This is a genomic window from Zhongshania aquimaris (assembly GCF_019312595.1).
Classification (GTDB): domain Bacteria; phylum Pseudomonadota; class Gammaproteobacteria; order Pseudomonadales; family Spongiibacteraceae; genus Spongiibacter; species Spongiibacter aquimaris.
In genome coordinates this window covers 256,613-269,687 of the sequence record NZ_JAHWDQ010000002.1, presented here as the reverse complement: position 1 = coordinate 269,687, position 13,075 = coordinate 256,613, and the positions used below count along the sequence as shown (strand labels likewise).

General features: G+C 48.8%; 12 protein-coding genes. 4 read left to right on the top strand and 8 right to left on the bottom strand.

Features of this window, described 5'->3' with window-relative positions:
* Positions 1-15: 15 nt before the first annotated feature.
* Both KXJ70_RS10050 and KXJ70_RS10045 read right to left on the bottom strand, forming a co-directional pair.
* Positions 16-1,011 carry a DUF7064 domain-containing protein gene (locus tag KXJ70_RS10050; RefSeq protein WP_219043373.1) on the bottom strand — a complete coding sequence of 332 codons (996 nt, stop codon included), beginning with the start codon at positions 1,009-1,011 and terminating at the stop codon, positions 16-18.
* Positions 1,012-1,020: 9 nt separating this feature from the next.
* Positions 1,021-3,435 (bottom strand): PEP/pyruvate-binding domain-containing protein, encoded by a 2,415-nt coding sequence (locus tag KXJ70_RS10045; protein ID WP_219043372.1) that lies wholly within the window; start codon positions 3,433-3,435, stop codon positions 1,021-1,023.
* Between the two features lie 189 nt (positions 3,436-3,624).
* On the opposite strand from KXJ70_RS10045, the gene KXJ70_RS10040 reads away from it, so the two are divergent.
* Positions 3,625-4,251, top strand: a complete 627-nt coding sequence (locus tag KXJ70_RS10040) for a TetR/AcrR family transcriptional regulator (RefSeq protein ID WP_219043371.1) — start codon at positions 3,625-3,627, stop codon at positions 4,249-4,251.
* Between the two features lie 23 nt (positions 4,252-4,274).
* Here KXJ70_RS10040 and KXJ70_RS10035 read toward each other — a convergent pair whose 3' ends face one another.
* The 6 genes from KXJ70_RS10035 to ectA all read right to left on the bottom strand — a co-directional run bounded on the left by KXJ70_RS10035 (position 4,275) and on the right by ectA (position 10,480).
* The gene (locus tag KXJ70_RS10035; protein ID WP_219043370.1) at positions 4,275-5,693 is read right to left on the bottom strand and encodes a sodium/proline symporter; all 1,419 of its coding nucleotides are present in this window, start codon (positions 5,691-5,693) and stop codon (positions 4,275-4,277) included.
* A 44-nt stretch (positions 5,694-5,737) separates the two neighbouring features.
* A complete protein-coding gene (locus KXJ70_RS10030; RefSeq protein WP_219043369.1) occupies positions 5,738-6,631 on the bottom strand; it encodes a TPR end-of-group domain-containing protein in 894 nt (297 codons plus the stop codon).
* A complete protein-coding gene (locus KXJ70_RS10025; protein ID WP_219043368.1) occupies positions 6,619-8,055 on the bottom strand; it encodes an aspartate kinase in 1,437 nt (478 codons plus the stop codon). Before KXJ70_RS10025 ends, KXJ70_RS10030 begins: the two co-directional genes overlap by 13 nt.
* Positions 8,056-8,103: 48 nt before the next feature.
* Positions 8,104-8,487 (bottom strand): ectoine synthase, encoded by a 384-nt coding sequence (locus KXJ70_RS10020; protein ID WP_219043367.1) that lies wholly within the window; start codon positions 8,485-8,487, stop codon positions 8,104-8,106.
* A gap of 128 nt (positions 8,488-8,615) precedes the next feature.
* A complete protein-coding gene (gene ectB, locus KXJ70_RS10015; RefSeq protein ID WP_219043366.1) occupies positions 8,616-9,890 on the bottom strand; it encodes a diaminobutyrate--2-oxoglutarate transaminase in 1,275 nt (424 codons plus the stop codon).
* A gap of 62 nt (positions 9,891-9,952) precedes the next feature.
* Positions 9,953-10,480 carry a diaminobutyrate acetyltransferase gene (gene ectA / locus KXJ70_RS10010; RefSeq protein WP_369409766.1) on the bottom strand — a complete coding sequence of 176 codons (528 nt, stop codon included), beginning with the start codon at positions 10,478-10,480 and terminating at the stop codon, positions 9,953-9,955.
* 250 nt (positions 10,481-10,730) lie between these two features.
* On the opposite strand from ectA, the gene KXJ70_RS10005 reads away from it, so the two are divergent.
* The 3 genes from KXJ70_RS10005 to KXJ70_RS09995 all read left to right on the top strand — a co-directional run bounded on the left by KXJ70_RS10005 (position 10,731) and on the right by KXJ70_RS09995 (position 13,074).
* On the top strand, positions 10,731-11,249 hold the full coding sequence (locus tag KXJ70_RS10005) for a MarR family winged helix-turn-helix transcriptional regulator (protein ID WP_219043365.1): 519 nt from the start codon (positions 10,731-10,733) through the stop codon (positions 11,247-11,249).
* Between the two features lie 361 nt (positions 11,250-11,610).
* Positions 11,611-12,006 carry a c-type cytochrome gene (locus tag KXJ70_RS19350; protein ID WP_255558395.1) on the top strand — a complete coding sequence of 132 codons (396 nt, stop codon included), beginning with the start codon at positions 11,611-11,613 and terminating at the stop codon, positions 12,004-12,006.
* 117 nt (positions 12,007-12,123) lie between these two features.
* The gene (locus tag KXJ70_RS09995) at positions 12,124-13,074 is read left to right on the top strand and encodes a YbgA family protein (protein WP_219043364.1); all 951 of its coding nucleotides are present in this window, start codon (positions 12,124-12,126) and stop codon (positions 13,072-13,074) included.
* Position 13,075: the final 1 nt, after the last annotated feature.

The following is a 13,075-nucleotide window of genomic DNA, read 5'->3' as shown; positions in this document are numbered from 1 at the left end:
TTATTTTTTAGTTTTTTAAATTTGGCGATTACATTCCAACCAGCCAATCACCGCGTCTTCACCCTCGATGAAGCAACGCACAAGTGAACGGCGATACTCTGTGCGCTTCGGTGTCGCGAAGGTGTGAGTAATATCAATTTCCATTCCGCTAATTGTTTCTATGCGCCCACTTATTTGTCTTCCGCTATCACAAACTAAACTAAAGCTGCCCTGCACCGCCTTCGTCGGATCAGCCGCATCAAATACCAAATCGAACTCAACCTTGCTGAGATGCTCCATCTCTTTCTCTGTCGCTTGATAGTATCCCATTTGAATGGTCGGCCAGTCGGGTATATTCACTACCGTAGACTGAAGACTGAAATGTTCGCTATTAACCACAAAAAATTGCCACTCCATATCCCAAGGCCTCGGTCCCCAGGAATGATCACGCTCACCGCGCACACCGATAAGGTATTTATCTGCGTCAATCGCTAATTGCAGCTCCGCGGCAATTGGCTGCTCATACCGATTAGTACTGAAGCCTTCAGCGCTGTGATTTTCTACGGTGCCAGCACCCCGTGAATGTGCGGGACCAAGCGCCTGAAATGCCAAGTTCAGACTCACAGGCAATACCAGTCCCTGTCGGTGGCCCGATACCACGCGGGCAAATCCAGACACCGTTAATTTACCGGCATTGAGCGCGGCAGTGGCTACGTAGTCGAACGCTAGGCCCCAGCCTGAATAAGAGAACACCGACTTATCGGCATTTAACTTAAGCTCTGAAAATGGCAGGCGATACTCTTCAATAATCATCCATTCCGAGCCGTTAAATATATACAACCAAAAAAGCACACGCTTCTGAACTGGGTGCCAAGCAATACGGCAGTGACCGGCATTGTGCCCCTCACGATCATACCAATCGAAAAAATAGGATTCATTCCAGTCTTCATGGTCTTCACTAAAGACATGGGGAAACTCATCTTCTAATTTTATGCCAAACTGGGTGAGAGTCTTTTCGTCAATCATAGTCATTTGCGCTTTTCAGAGATTGTTATTAAGAGAATCAAAAGTTTGTAAAATTGTCACTACGCCAGTATCAGCGTCGAGGTGTATCTTGTCGCCGGTCTTAATTTGTTGAGTGGCAACGCGAGTATTAACAATGGCGGGTAATCCGTACTCTCTGGCAATCACTGCACCATGAGATACCGAGCTGCCGACATCGGTCACCAACCCTGCGATTAGACTAAAATACGGCGTCCAGCCAACGTCAGTAATTGGCGCAACAAGTATTTCACCTGGGTTTAATCCGGCGGCCTCATCCACACTAAAAGCTACCCGAGCTATTCCCACCACACTGCCTGAGGAAACCGGGCGTCCAGTAATTTTTCCTTCATGGTTCACGTGTATGCGCGGGTCAATAGGGACCGGTTTTCCTACACATATTTCGTCAAATTTCAATTTGTCTTGGAAGTACAATGCGGTTCGACGTGCTTTTGTTTTACTTTGCCATAAACCCAGATCGACCTTGCCATCGACAAAGTCAATTAATTCTCTATGAGTAAAAAAGAAGACTTGATCCGCATCGCTTAACTTTCCTTCGCTGAATAACTGCTCGCCCAAAGCTCGATAACTACGCTTAAAGCGATTGGCAATATCCACCAACAAGGATTTTGTTTTTTCCCGGCGACGAATAGCATTATGTGCTTTTGGCAAAATCCAACGCAGCCCGCGACTTAAATTATTGGGATCAACCTGATGGGGCTTCGTGACTTTTCTCGCACCGCCAAGCTGGCCTTTTACCGAAGCCTGCATGGTGGCAATTAGCGTTTCTGGTGCATCGGCCCAGCTTGCCTCGCGCATGCAAAGCTCGCGGTAACCACGATGACCATGCCGTTTAAGAAAGTCATTAAAGTCTGCGCTAATTTTTGAGTCAGCGCTGTACAAGTAAGTTACTGCATCGGCAGGCGTCGCATTTATAAATTGTTTCGCTTCTTCTTTATTTTCTGCAATTTTCGCAACGATGGCATCAAGCTGCTCTACCAGCACTGCGCTCTCCACATCATTGGCGCCCGCCATTAAACTGGCGGCCTCAGCTTGCTCTACTGCCGTACTCTCTTGGCCCCCGGAAATCATTCCCTGCAATATATTAGATGCAAAACCCGAGGTGGTTGATGATTGCAAATGAACAGCCATCGCCTCCGAATAAAAAGGTAAGGCTTGATCTAAAGCACTAGCGATCTCGTGACTTGTGCCGGTCACGGGCAAAGAGAAGTGACTTGCCCTTTTTTCAAATTTTTCAATAATGTCATCTACTGTATATAAATATTTGAGCATTCTCATGGTGCCCAGCAAACGTATCCACCAGTAACTTTTCTTTGGCTCCTTTAACTCCTCGACGACACCACCACACAAGCTATAGCCCATCGACTTTGCGTCTACGCCTAACACATTTGCCGCCGCGGCGATGGAACCACTTAGGTTAAGAAAGAGTTTGCCGTGACTCATTGCGACTTGAGTCCATTCCTCATTCACAGCCGGTCGCCCCGCGTAACTCACATGCATGTGTTGCATGCCGTTTTCAATACAACGACCTGTCGTTGAAAAGGTTAAGGGGCAACTTGCACCCGGCATCATTTCACCCACGTTGCAACGGGTAAGCACATCACCAGGTTTTAATGGCGTATCTAATTCATTCAAGTCAGAACCAATAGTGGTAATTGGCCGTGCTTGGAGCCAAAACAGTTCTCCTGCCTTATCAATAGCCCACTCTAAATCCAAGGGCGCGCCCGCCTCTTGCACTGCCTTTTTGGCATCGCTGAAAAGCGCCGAGCACTGTTGTGGCGACAACATCGGGGCATCACCAAGCAAGTCGGAATGAACGATCTTACCCTCACCATCTAGCTCATAATGATCAGGCGTCGCTTCGCCACTGACCAAGGCCTCCCCTAGACCGGCGACAGCGTCAATAACTTGCCTGTCATGGCGCCCGGATACAGGATCAACCGTAAACATAACGCCGGCAAAGCTGGCGTCGACCATATTCTGAACCACAACATTCATTTGGCTACTTTGAATATGCTTGTCTCGCTGATATGAACTGGCGCGCTGACTAGTCAAGGAATCGACACAGCGATCTATAGCGTCTTTTAATTCGTCTAAACCACTGACATTAAGGATACTTTCGTACTGGCCCGCAAATGAGCTTTCAACGCCATCTTCGCCAAACGCAGATGAACGTACCGCTACCTGTCCAGCACCTAGTTGCCGGTAGTAATCGGCGAGCTCTGCGGGATGTTCACCGCGCTGAGCATTTAAAATCACAAACCCCACCGGCACCTTAAGGCCCCAGCCCATCAGTTGACTGAGCCCAGCGGCCTTTCCACCAGCGGCGTGAAGGCGCGCTTGATTAACTCCTAACTCCTCTAGGAAATGTATCTCTGGCGTCACGCTATGCATTCCATCATTCCGTCTTATTGCTTTTATAGTTATATGAGCGTCTACACCTTTTTATGAGCAAGGTAGACTTTATCAAACAAACTATACGATCATATAGTTTTGCTGTAATGTCAAGCCAAATGCTAAGTTGCGCTAGCGTTAGACCTTATAATCACGCGCCATAAGAGAAGGGTAAATAAATTAGGCCTTATGAATACCAAGAAACCAGCAAGCAAATCGAATCAACGGCGAGAAAATGTGCTTCAAGCTGCCGCCAAGCTTTTTGGGCAAATGGGCTTTGATGGCACCTCATTTTCTATCGTTGCTGAGCAGGCAGGAGAGCAAAAGACCTTTGTGCAGTACCATTTTGATAACAAGGAGGTTTTGTGGAAGGAGGCCGTTGCCTATGTGTGGCGTCAGCGAAACAATGCCTTGCCCCGCTATATTGAAGATATCTCTCTGCAAAGAAAAAATTCTGATGATAAATCGGAAATGATTCGGGATTTGTGCCGGCGTATTCTGCAATTTACCTTCGACAATCCGGAGTGGGTAAAAATTATGTTCCAAGAATCGTCCATGCCCGGCCCGCGACTAGACTGGCTGGTTGAGGAGTTTCTCGGCACAGATTTTATCGAAGGCAGGGCCATGATAGAACTGGCTCAACACCGGGGCCTATTACCCAAGGTAGACTCCATGGATCTACTCCACATCCTCTCCGGCGCATTAATTTACTTAGTAAATGTAGCGCCTATTACAGAGCGTATTCTCGGTGTTGAACCCAGCAGTACAGAATATATGGAGCACCATATCGATACGCTTATGCGTATTTTAAATTAAGCGAAAACAACAAACGTCATTTTCTAGTGTGCTGGCTCTTTGCTGCTATTTGTAAATGGTTTAGCCAGCCAGTACACCGAGACCCCGGCAATAATCCCCGGTAAGCCTTCGTAAACCATATTGTGTAGATCAAAATAGCGCCATACTAGGGCGGTGGTAATACCTACGCAGCTCATAGCGATGGCTACTCCCTGACTTGGCCGGCCGCCAAAAATCAGCACGACTAACATAGGAACGAAGGCGCTAGCTAAACCCGACCATGCCATTACCACCATCGCAAATACACTCTGAGCGCTAAGCAGTGCCCAGCCCAAGGCCAAAATGCAGATACCAAGGGTAGAGGCTTTGATCAGAAATGGGCGCTCTATATTTTTAGGTACTAGATCATGGGTGAATGCCGCAGAAGAGCTAAGTATTAGTGAGTCGGCTGTGGATAATGTCGCGGCAAAAATACCGGCAAGAATTAAGCCGACCAATACCGGAGGCAATAATGTTTGCGCCATGGTTGGCAGTGCTAGCTCGGCGTCGAAGCTGCCGACTTCAGGCAGATACAGACGCGACAGCAAGCCTACCGTCGTGGCCATCAAATAAAAGGCGGTAAACCACAGGTAATACCACACCCTCGCACGGTTCATATCATCGCCGCTACTTAGGGCCATAAACCTCACCATAACATGAGGTTGACCGACCACTGATAGGCCGGCAAAAAGCCATCCCAAAGCAAACAAAAATGCACCCGGCACACCGGGAAAGGCGAGATCTTCCGGGAACCAGTCCATGTAGTTTGGTACGTCTTTTAAAGCCGTAAGGGTTGCAGAGACACCGCCGAGGTTTGCAACTGCCACCCACATAAGTATTGCCATTGCGCTAATCATCACTACTGACTGGGCTGCGTCAGTCCAGATAGATGCGCGAATACCACCCGCAAGACAGTAGGCGGCTACCAGCACCGTACCACACACCGCGCCAGCCCACGTTGGCCAATCAAATAAGACATGTAACGCCTTGCTGCCAGCCAATAACTGGGCTGCGGCGTAGGCAGTAAGAAGTAGTAGGCAGATTAGTGCGGCGAATTTTTGGTAGCCGGGGAGCAATGCTCCGTTCCAATTTGCCAACACGCCGAGATAACTTACTTCGCCGGTCTTTTCAGTCATGGCGCGCAATTTTCGATGAACAAAATGCGAGGCGATATAATCACCAAAAATCCAGCCTACCATGACCCAAAACGCCGACAACCCAACAGTATAGGTGTAACCAATTACACCTATAAACATATAACCGCTGTTGTTGGTCGCCACAGCCGACAAACCCACCAACCACGGTTTAATGGTGTTGCTGGCCAAATAATAATCTTTGCTTTGGTGGGTATTAAAAAAAAGCGACGATAGGCCAATAAGCACAAATACACTGAGAAAGGCGGCAAAACTCCAGGCTGTTATCATAGTTAATTCCGTGATGTTTGCAGTGTGTTGGTTTGTATATTTGCTTAAGCGGGCGTTGTACTCGGAGCCAGTAACTCTATGAGCAAAGGATGCTCTCGCAGTTCAGAAAGGGCCGGATCTCGGTGAAGCTCGTCTCGATAGGATTCCGACTGGGCAACCGCATGGGTAAAGTAACGAGCAGCGTCATCTAAATTGCCCTGACAGGTATGCGCACAAGCCAACTGGTAAAAGGCGTGGGCGTTGGCGTCGTCTAACACCAGCGCTTGATGACAAAGGTTTATAGCCCATTGGGGCTCGTTCTGATCTAGTGCGGCGTCGGCCTTGTAAGTAATGGCTTCGATATCATCTTTGCGCAGCGCGAGAATGTGATCGTAAATTGCGATTTTTCCCGCTGGGCTTGATTCCTGACTCGCCCGTAACCAAAGCGAATGTATTTCCTGTGTGAGGGTAATTTCTTCGCGATTCGATTCTATATGCGCAGTTTCTTGTTTTAGTTGTTTCTCGATTGTGCGAAGCCGTTTTTCATACTCTTCCACTAATTCCGCCACCTGTTCGTTGGCAACTTTATGAACTTTATCTTTAATATCGCGAATCGAATTCCAGCCAATCAAGACCAGCGCCGAACTCACCGCAGCAATTAAATAGAAAAAATAGGTAACGGTATTGGTGGCGTAAGACACTGCCTTATCGGCAGCGCCTAACTCACGGTCGACAACTTCCGCGGCCATTTCTCGATGCGATCGCTCCATATCGATCCGCAAGCTGCGTATCTCATCTAACATATAGCGTTCAATGAAAGGTGAGTAGAGTGGCTCGCTTAAATTATCAATTGAGGCGTCGACATTGCTGTCTTCCGGCGTTAATGCAGGCTCCGCTGACAGCAGCAGCGGAGCACATAGTGCGGCTAGAATTGCCAAGCGTTTAATTATGCTGCGCATATGGCTTCGCCGTGGTCATGCACTTCAACAAGACAACGGTGTAAGCTGGCTACGCCCATTTCATAATCATCTTCATTCACCACAAACTGCATATCTACCTGACGCATAGATTGGTGCATGGCCAACACGCTAATATTTGCAGAGGCCAAGGCAGAAACGGTTTTGGCCAACATTCCTGGTACCTGCATATCACTGCCGATGGCCGAGATAATTGCTACTTTGCGCGTGCTCACTTCGGCACTAGGAAATAATTCCTTAACCGCACTAACAATGCGCTTGACGGTTTTTAAATTTACACCGAGATAATTGGTAATGGTGTTGGCGTTAATATCTTTGGTGATCACTGTGCCTTTAAAGCGTTCGATCGCCGCTAATATTTTTTGCTCGTACTGCCACAGTGCGCCAACCATATCTTGGTCGAATACCTCTAAGGCATAGACTTGTTTGCGCCCCGCAATAATTTCTACGCACGGTTTTTCACTGCGATAATCACAGTCGATTAAAGTACCCGCATGATCCGGTTCAAAGGTATTTTTTACTCGCAGAGCAATTTTCTGTTGGCGTAAGCCCTTCGCTGCACGGGGATGAATTGCCTCCATACCCAAATTCGCGAGCTGGTCGGCCACGTCATAATTGGTACGGCCAATGGGAACCACTTTATCGGCACCAACCAAACGAGGGTCGGCGCTACTTAAATGATATTCTTTATGAATAACCGCTTCGCGAGCGCCACTGATGACCGCCATACGACTAAAAGTCATTTCACTATAACCGCGATCAAAACTGGCCATTAGTCCCTCTTGGCAATGCGCGTAGCCCGTCACAATAGGCAGCGTTGTCGTTAAATCGATGCCGGCAAGCGCTTCCCTTATATGATCGTCTAAAGGCAAGGCCTCTTCGGCACGCCAACCTGAAAGATCAATATAGCGCGCATTAACACCGTCGCGCGTAAGCAGTGCGGCTGTATTCCACGCACTGTGTGCTTCGCCGATACTCGCCAACATTTCCCGCACCGTTAGCAGGTGGTCTTCTAAGCCAAAATGACCGTGCTGACAAAGGCGGTGCAAATTATCCATGCAGCGTTCAGCTTCGAACAAGCGGCTTTCGATGTATTTATTGGCTTCCGCCAGCTGCTCAATATCTGGAAACAAACCCGCATTAATTTCTTTAAGGGTGTTGCCGACGTTGCTAAGCGCATCTCGCCATAAGGTTTCAGCGCCATCGTCAGCAAACAAGGCGTAAACACCGGGATGACTATTACGTTTATTTTCTAACAGCAAATCGGTTACGCCACCGTAGGCCGATACGACAAATATACGACCGTAAACATTGCCATCCTCGCCACCGGCGAGCACGATATTGTCTCTCACCGCCTCGTAATTGGTCATCGAGGTGCCGCCGATTTTCTCTACACTGTGTGTCATTTTTTTCTCCGTTGAATAACTGAAATAAATTTTCGGTCTTCAGCAGATTCAGTCGATTGGGTAGACGCCATTTTCATCGTGTACTTCTTTGCCACTCAAGGGCGGGTTAAACACACAGGCCATTTGCATATCTTCGCTGCCGCCGCGCAATAGATGCTTATCGTGTTTATCTAAGAGATAAATGGTGCCCGCTTCTAATTTATAAATTTTACCGTCATTCACGGTTTCAATTTCGCCGTTGCCTGATATGCAGTACACCGATTCAAGATGATTCTGGTAGTGAATTGGCGTTTCAGTATTGGCAAAAATAGTAGTGATATTGAATGAAAAACCCATTTTGTCGTCTTTTAAAATCATGCGCACACTTTGCCAAGTGTCGGTGGCTACACAACGCTCTGAGTTTTCGCACTCTTTTAAGGTTCTAACAATCATTTCAAATTCCTTTATTTCTTAAAAATAAATGCCGCTCTTGCTGATACCCAGCGGCGACATAAATAGACCGTTAATAAAGTCCTCTCCCACAGAATATATTCCGCAGAAGAGACGCTTTACTCATTCATTCAAGAGGCTTTTTTTTCGACCGCTTTGCCCAATACATCGGCAATGGCATCGGTGAGAATATCCAAGCCGCGCACCAACTCCGCTTTTTCTATAGTGAGTGGGCAAAATACCTTTACGACCTGACCGCGATTACCGCAGGTTTCAATAACCAATCCGCGCTCAAAACACGCGCGGCCGATTTCATCGGCGGTTTCGCCATCGCGACACGCAAGACCCTGCATCATGCCACGCCCTTTGGGCTGCATTTGGGTAACGCCGTAGCGATCTGAAATTTTCTTGAAGCGGTGGCTCACAATCGCTGATTTCTCAACGATATCAGCGGCAAACTTTTCATCCGTCCAATAGTGACGAATCGCTGCAGCGGCGGTAATAAACGCATGGTTATTCCCACGGAAGGTACCGTTATGCTCGCCTGGCTCCCACACGTCTAAGTCTGGACGCAGCAATACAATGGCAAAGGGCAAACCGTAGCCACTCAATGATTTAGACATAGTGATAATGTCTGGCTTAATACCGCTAGCTTCAAAACTGAAGAAGGTGCCAGTACGACCACAGCCCGCTTGAATATCATCAACAATTAATAATATATCGTGCTTGCGACACAGCTTTTCTAATCCGCGCAACCAGTCATTGTTGGCGACGTTAAGGCCACCCTCGCCCTGCACAGGCTCAACTATCATGGCGGCAGGCAGGTCAACACCAGATGATGGATCCGACAGTAATTTGTCCATCATTTTCAAACTGTCGGCGTCGCGACCGTAGTAGCCACAGTAGGGCATACGGTTTACATCGCCCAGTGCGACACCCGCGCCGCCACGATGATGGCTGTTACCCGTTGCGGCAACTGCGCCAAGGGTCACGCCGTGAAAGCCGTTGGTGAACGACACGATTGAGGTGCGGCCGGTCACTTTGCGCGCTAATTTTAGCGCCGCTTCTACCGCGTTGGTGCCGGTAGGACCCGTGAACTGGAAGGTGTATTCCATGTCACGGGGCGCCAAGATATGCTCATTAAACGCCTGCAAAAAATCGCCTTTGGCGGCGGTGTGCATATCTAGGCCGTGGGTAATACCGTCGCGCATAATGTAGTCAACGAGCGCCTGCTTTAATACCGGATTGTTATGTCCGTAGTTAAGTGTGCCGGCACCCGCAAGAAAGTCGATGTACTGCTTGCCGTCGGTGTCGTACAAATGCTCGCCCTGCGCCTTGTCGAAGGTCACGGGGAAAGATCGGGCGTAGGATTGTACTTCTGATTCGAGCCTGTCAAAGATTGTCATAGTCTTCACTCCTCTTAGCATTCCTTACTGAGTTCGTATTTGCTGCTGCATAGCCTTGTGGCTTATTGCGGCACGGAAAAGGGCCCAATACGGAGCAGCGCTTCGCTGTCGTGCTGGCCACCAAAATGGGCGTCTTTCTCGAACCAAATACTGTGATTTAATTCTGTGTCGAGGTCGCGGGCAAAGCTGCGGAACAGCGCCCAAGAGGCCTCGTTGTCTGGTGTAATGGTCGTTTCTAAAAAGCTGACTCCTGCGCACGCAGGACGCTTTACGATTTCTTTCAGCATCCGTTTTGCCAAACCACGGCCGCGCTGAGACCCATCTACAACGACTTGCCATACAAACACCGTGTCACTTTTTTCCGGTGGACGGTGGGCTGATATAAAACCAACCAAGCGACCATCCTCTTCGACCGCAACCGAGGTCGCGGCAAAGTGGGTGCACTGCAGCAAATTGCAGTAAACAGAATTGGTATCTAGTGGGGGGCTGGCCGCCACTAATTGATTTAGGGCATAGCCATCTTCCGCCGTTGGCTGGCGAAAACGAAGCGTGGCAGCGTCGGCTTGCATCGCGCTATTTGATTTCAACACAATTTATTTGTGTTCATTCTAATTTAATAAGCAAATAGTATATAAAGCGTCGTCTTTATCGCGTTATATCGTATTTAATCACTAAATTGTGAACTCAACCTCCTGATTAATTGTTTAGTACACGAAGCATTATAGTTGATTTTCGTCATAATGATCAAGCCAAGCTATTGACAACAAGGCAGTTTGTCAGGTGCAAAACCGCCGCCAAGTCGCTACCATTGGGGCGCTCACGGATTCTAAGAAAACTGAAATGAACAGAATTGACGAAGTATTAATCTCGCTAAGGCGCGTAACACGCGCGATTGACTTGCACTCTAAGCATTTAATGAAGACCGCCGGCTTAACCGCGCCTCAGATGCTGATTTTGCAAACCCTACGAGATCAAGGTGATGCCATCATCAGTGACGTGGCAAACCACATTAATCTCAGCCAAGCGACCGTGACCAGCATTCTCGATCGTCTAGAAAAACGCGGATTAGTGATGCGGGAGCGCTCGCAGCAGGACAAACGCAAGGTCTACGCCTGCCTGACCGATACGGGCAGCGAATTGATTCGCAACGCACCCATGCCACTGCAGGATTACTTCATTCGCCAATTCAGCGATTTGCAGGATTGGGAGCAAACTCACATCATCAGCGCACTACAGCGTGTCGCCCATATGATGGATGCCCAGCATATCGATGCCGCCCCATTACTGGACGTGGGAGCCATAGACCGCCAAAGTGAGGACGAGAACCGGACCTTTGGCTTTGAGCACAGCGAAGACTAGCCGCCTTTATATAAGCGCCACATCGCCGGTAAATGTTGGTCATGAGTTAGAGAATTCAAAGTCAGCGCCTCAGGCGACGTGCATTTTCGATACAGGAAAACCTGCTGACCTGAGCGCCCGTACGACCACCTAAACATTTACGGTACGTCTCAAAACCTCCCTTACAACAATTGCTATAACCCCACCATTTTACGTATCTCAATTTTCGACCAAGTGTAATGCCAAGCGCAAACTTCTCGCCCCGAAATTACCGTAAGCACCGACTTCCTGTCATTCAAACTTCACTGCTTTTGCGAAGACAAAGTGCTCACATCATGGGTAAACTGCAGCCCTCAATACAAAACTGACGGGACACTTAATAATGTCGTTTAACGCTACTCACCGTTTCGCTACTTTACTGCCGCTCGGTCTTGTCATCGCCCTCGTAGGCTGCGGCCCAAGCCCAAGTACAAACACGACGGCGACCACTGAGACAGCGAGCGCCGCCCCGTCTAGTCGCAGCCTCATGCCCAGCGACCCCGCGTTAAAGTCACTGTATATCCAAAGTTGCTATGGCTGTCACAGCACGGGGGTTGCTTCAGCGCCGCGCAGCGGTAATCAGGCCGATTGGGCACCGCGACTTCAAAAGGGCATGGACGTGCTACTTAGCAATACCATTAACGGACTGAATAGCATGCCACCAAAAGGGATGTGCATGGGCTGTAGTGAAGAGGATTTTCGCAATTTAATCGTATTCCTCTCTGGGCAAAGCGAATAATTTCAGGCCGCTCGAATGCAAGCTAGTGACGCGGGTTTTTAGCCTTAGGTTTGATCTGCTAATGAGATCAGTGCGTAATACCGACCTACTTACAAAGACTTAGGAAGCGCCATCACCATGTCTGACACGCCAGCTATCCGTATTGGTATTAGCGCCTGCTTACTCGGCGAGCAAGTGCGTTACGACGGCGGCCACAAGCGTTTGCCCTTCGCTTCTGATGAGCTTGCTCGCCACTTCGATTTTGTCAAAATTTGCCCTGAACAAGCCATCGGCATGGGTGTGCCACGCCCGACAATTAGACTCGTTGGCGATCCTGACAGCCCGCGCTTAGTCGGAAGCTCAGACAGTAGCTTGGACGTGACCGAAAAAATGACGGTCTTCGCCCGCGACTCGGTGGCGACACTCGATTACATCAGTGGCTATATTCTTTGCGCAAAATCACCTAGCTGCGGAATGGAGCGGGTACCTGTTTACTCAGACAACGGAGTCGGACTAGGCAAAGTAGGCGTAGGACTGTTCGCGAAACAATTAATGGCCGCTCATCCGCTGCTGCCAGTGGAAGAAAACGGCCGCTTAAACGATGTACATCTGCGGGAAAATTTTGTTTTGCGCGTTGTTGCCTATGCTCGCTGGCAAGCCATGGCCGCCGAGGGACTAAGTGTGAAACGATTGCAGGACTTTCACCGCCGCCACAAATTTTTGCTGCTAGCGCACAATCAACCTATATACCGCGAATTGGGGCCGATTGTCGCAGAGGCGGGCGACGTAAATGAAATTGGCGATCGCTACATTAGTAAATTTATGCAAGCAATTCGGCACCCCGCGAGCGTTAAAAACCACACCAATACGCTTATGCACATCCAAGGCTTCTTTAAAGAGCACCTCGATGCCAGTGACAAGGCGCAACTCAGTGAGGTTATTCGAGATTACTCGGAAGGACTGCTTCCATTATTAGTGCCACTGGAAATGCTCGGTATGTTTTTAAAGAAATACCAAGTTGACTATCTATTGGACCAGTATTACTTCACCCCATACCCTCGGGACCTAAAGCTGCGCATGGGATTGTAGC

Bases quoted from the DNA above. Each gene is read 5' to 3' on its own strand.
- KXJ70_RS10025 (WP_219043368.1), bottom strand. From the start codon at position 8,055: ATGACACACAGTGTAGAGAAAATCGGCGGCACCTCGATGACCAATTAC.
- KXJ70_RS10020 (WP_219043367.1), bottom strand. From the start codon at position 8,487: ATGATTGTTAGAACCTTAAAAGAGTGCGAAAACTCAGAGCGTTGTGTA.
- KXJ70_RS09995 (WP_219043364.1), top strand. From the start codon at position 12,124: ATGTCTGACACGCCAGCTATCCGTATTGGTATTAGCGCCTGCTTACTC.
- KXJ70_RS19350 (WP_255558395.1), top strand. From the start codon at position 11,611: ATGTCGTTTAACGCTACTCACCGTTTCGCTACTTTACTGCCGCTCGGT.
- ectB (WP_219043366.1), bottom strand. From the start codon at position 9,890: ATGACAATCTTTGACAGGCTCGAATCAGAAGTACAATCCTACGCCCGA.
- KXJ70_RS10040 (WP_219043371.1), top strand. From the start codon at position 3,625: ATGAATACCAAGAAACCAGCAAGCAAATCGAATCAACGGCGAGAAAAT.
- KXJ70_RS10035 (WP_219043370.1), bottom strand. From the start codon at position 5,693: ATGATAACAGCCTGGAGTTTTGCCGCCTTTCTCAGTGTATTTGTGCTT.
- KXJ70_RS10050 (WP_219043373.1), bottom strand. From the start codon at position 1,011: ATGACTATGATTGACGAAAAGACTCTCACCCAGTTTGGCATAAAATTA.
- KXJ70_RS10030 (WP_219043369.1), bottom strand. From the start codon at position 6,631: ATGCGCAGCATAATTAAACGCTTGGCAATTCTAGCCGCACTATGTGCT.
- KXJ70_RS10005 (WP_219043365.1), top strand. From the start codon at position 10,731: ATGAACAGAATTGACGAAGTATTAATCTCGCTAAGGCGCGTAACACGC.
- KXJ70_RS10045 (WP_219043372.1), bottom strand. From the start codon at position 3,435: ATGCATAGCGTGACGCCAGAGATACATTTCCTAGAGGAGTTAGGAGTT.